At 71.3% G+C, this 3,729-nt stretch carries 3 protein-coding genes; all 3 read left to right on the plus strand.

Going from position 1 to position 3,729, the window contains the following annotated elements:
* Positions 1-1,448: cellulose biosynthesis cyclic di-GMP-binding regulatory protein BcsB (gene bcsB / locus AC6EI8_RS25210; protein WP_498383221.1), on the plus strand; the 1,448-nt coding region annotated here is incomplete at its 5' end.
* 1 nt (position 1,449) lies between these two features.
* Complete coding sequence (gene bcsZ / locus AC6EI8_RS25215; protein WP_498383222.1) at positions 1,450-2,673, plus strand: cellulose synthase complex periplasmic endoglucanase BcsZ; 1,224 nt, start codon at positions 1,450-1,452, stop codon at positions 2,671-2,673.
* Positions 2,655-3,729: tetratricopeptide repeat protein (locus AC6EI8_RS25220; protein WP_498383223.1), on the plus strand; the 1,075-nt coding region annotated here is incomplete at its 3' end. The genes bcsZ and AC6EI8_RS25220, both read left to right, overlap by 19 nt.

The following is a 3,729-nucleotide window of genomic DNA, read 5'->3' on the forward strand; positions in this document are numbered from 1 at the left end:
CGTCGGTCACGGTGATGCCCAATCCGAACAGCCCCGACCACAAGCTGCTGGTGATCGCCGGCCGCAATGCCGAGGAACTGCAGACCGCGGCCAATGCGCTGGTGCTCGGCAAGGCGGCGATGGCGGGCCGCCACGCACTGATCCAGACCGTCGACCTGGGACCGCCGCGCGCGCCGTATGACGCGCCGAACTGGGCGCCGGTCCATCGTCCGGTGCTGTTCCGCGAGCTGGTCACCGATCCGCAGCAGCTGCAGGTCTCGGGCAATGACCCGCAGGCGATCCGCGTCAACCTGCGCGTGCCGGCCGACCTGTACGGCTGGAACCAGCGCAGCGTGCCGCTGAACCTGAAATACCGCTATACCGCGCCGTCGACCTACAACGACTCGGTGCTGAACGTCGATATCAACGAGCAGCTGGTGCGCTCGTACCGGCTTCGTCCGCTGTCGGGCAGCGACGACGAGAACCTGGTCAGCGTGCCGCTGCTGTCGGGCAGCGACGCGGTGGTGTCCAACGAGATCCGCGTGCCGGCCTTCCGCGTCGGCAGCGACAACCAGATGCAGTTCCGCTTCCATCTGGATTCGCAGAAGACGGGCCTGTGCGCGTCGACGCCGGCCAAGGTCGCGCGCGCGGCGATCGATCCGGACTCGAGCATCGACTTCAGCGGCTTCGCGCACTACGCCGCGATGCCGAACCTGGCGTTCTTCGCCAACAGCGGCTACCCGTTCACGCGCCTGGCCGACCTGGCCGATACCGCGGTGGTGCTGCCCGACGCGCCGCGCGCGATCGACCAGGAGGCGCTGCTGACGCTGCTCGGCCATATGGGCCGCTGGACCGGGCTGCCGGCGCTGCGCGTCACGGTGGTGCCGGCGAAGGACGTCGAATCGGTCGGCCAGCGCAACCTGCTGATCGTCGGCAACGGCAGCGCCGGCGAACTGCTGGCGCGCTGGGGCAAGTCGCTGCCGCTGATGATCGCGCGCGACAAGACCGAGATGGCGCTGCGCGACCAGCGCGCCAACGCGTGGTCGAACTGGCTCAGCGACAGCGAGCCGGAGACGATGACGCCGGCCGGGCGCGCGATCCTGTCGGCCGACGGCCCGCTGGCCGCGCTGGTCGGCTTCGAATCGCCCTACCGCGAACGGCACAGCGTGGTCGCGGTGACCGCGACCGAGGCCGACCGGCTCGGCGACGTGCTCGATGCCCTGGACGATCCGGCCAAGGTCGCGCAGATTCGCGGCGACCTGACCGTGGTGCGCGCCAAGGAGGTGGAAGGCCTGCGGCTCGGCGAGCGCTATTTCGTCGGCGATTTCCCCTGGTATGCGCGGGTCTGGGTGCGGGTGTCCTCGCACCCGGTTTTCCTCGGCATCGCCGGCATCCTGGCCGGCCTCGCCGTGGCGCTGAGCGCGTTCTGGGCGCTGTCCAGGCTGGCGGCGCGGCGCAACGGAGGCTGAGATGGCAGCGTTCGCGATGGCGGGGGTCGCGATGAGGGCGTGCCTGCGCGGTAACGTCCGCCGGCTCGCGGCGGCGTCGCGCGCGCTGCTGGGCGCCGCGCTGCTGACCGCGTCGCTCGGCTGCGCCGCGGCGTCCTGTCCCTGGCCCGCCTGGGACAGCTTCAAGCGCGACACCATCAGCGCCGACGGCCGCGTGATCGACGCCAGCACGCCGCAGCAGACCACGGTGTCCGAAGGCCAGGCCTATGCGCTGTTCTTCGCGCTGGTCGCCAACGACCGGCCGACCTTCGAGCGGCTGCTCGCCTGGACCGAAAACAACCTCGCCGAGGGCGATCTCGCTTCACGTCTGCCGGCATGGATCTGGGGCAAGCGCGAGGCCGCCGACGGCAAGCCCGAGAGCTGGGGCGTGCTCGACGCGAACCCCGCCTCCGACGCCGATCTGTGGATCGCCTACGCGCTGCTGGAGGCCGGCCGGCTCTGGCAGGAGCGCCGCTACACCGCGCTCGGCACCGTGATCGCGCGCCAGGTGGTACGCCAGGAGACCGCGCTGCTGCCGGGGCTGGGCCGCACGCTGCTGCCCGGGCCGATGGGCTTTCATCCTTCGCCGACGATGTGGCGGCTCAATCCGAGCTATGTGCCGCCGCAGCTGATGCGCCGGTTTGCCGCGCTGTGGCCGCAACAGACGGAATGGGCGCAGCTGCTGTCCAGTTCGGCCCGCCTGCTGCTCGATACCGCGCCGCGCGGCTTCTCGCCCGACTGGGTCGAATATCACGCGGGTGCGAAACCGGGCTTCCGCCCCGACCAGCAGACGCAGGCCGAAGGCGCGTACAACGCGATCCGCGTCTATCTGTGGGCCGGCATGCTGGCGCCGCAGGATCCGCTGCGCACCCCGCTGCTGAAGACCTATCGCCCGATGGCGGACTACACCATCGCGCACGGCCATCCGCCCGAGCGCGTCGATACGCGCTCCGGCACCGTCGGGCCGAATTCGGGCAACGGGGGTTTTTCCGCCGCGGTGGCGCCGTACCTCTCCGCGCTCGGCGAAGCCGCCGCGGCGCAGCGCCAGGTCGAGCGGATGCGCAAGCTGGCCGCGGAACAGCCGCTGGGCTATTTCAGCCAGGTGCTGGCGCTGTTCGCCCTCGGCCATCTCGATGGCCTGTACCGTTTCGAAGCCGACGGCGCGCTGACGCCGGCCTGGACAGCGACATGCCCCGTTCGCCGCTGATCCCCGCCGCCGCGGTACTGCTCGTCCCGGCGATGCCCGCGGCAGCGCAGGCCCCAACCGCGCCAGCGGCGCCCGCCGCGCCGGCCACGTCCTCAGCCAATGCGGAGCTCGCCCGCCTGCTGTCTTCGGCGCGCATGTGGGAAGCCAAGAATCGCGCCGACCTGGCGCGCAGCGCCCTCGACAAGATCCTGACGATCGAGCCGCAGCAGCCCGATGCGCTGCTGTTGCTGGCGCAGATCGAGCTGCGCTCGAACCGCCCAGCCGAGGCGCAACGTATCCTGCAGCGCCTGCGCCAGCATCATCCGAAGCATCCGGCCACCCGGGAGCTCGAGGACACCTACCGCATCGCCACGCAGGACAAGCGCGAGATGGCGACGGTGCGCATGCTGGCGCGCGGCGGCAACGAGAAGGAAGCGCTCGAACGGCTGCAGCGGCTGTTTCCCGACGGGCCGCCGCAGGGCGAGCTGGCGATCGACTACTACCGGATCCTGGCGGGCACCGACGCCGGCCGTCCGCGCGCCATCGCCGAACTGCGCAGGCAACTGGCGCAGCGGCCCGACGATGCGCGCCTCGCGCTGGTGCTGGGGGACCTGCTGACCGACCGCCCCGCCACGCGCGCCGAAGGCCTCGATCTGCTGTATCGACTGAGCCAGCGCACCGACGCCGACCGCAAGACCGCGCTCGACATCTGGCGCCGCACGCTGTATCGCGTCAATGACGATCCCGCCTACGCGGTCTGGTTCGAGCGCTATCTGAAGGAAGTGCCCGACGACGACATCGCGCGGCAGACGCTGGCCGAACTCGAGGCCAGGCGAGAGGCGCATCTGCGCATGCTGGCCGATCCCGCCTGGCAGGCGCGCCAGCGCGGCCTGCGGCAGCTCGAGCGCGGCAACCTTGCCGAAGCGCAGGCCGCCTTCGAACAGGCCATGCGCACGCGCGGCAACGATGCCGAGGTGGTCGGCGGCCTGGGCCTGGTGCGGCTGCGCGAGGGCCGCCACGACGAGGCGCGCGCGCTGTTTTCCCGCGCGCTGCAGCTCGATCCCGAGCAGCGCAACA

The sequence above is a fragment of the Cupriavidus sp. R6-3 genome (assembly GCF_059772245.1).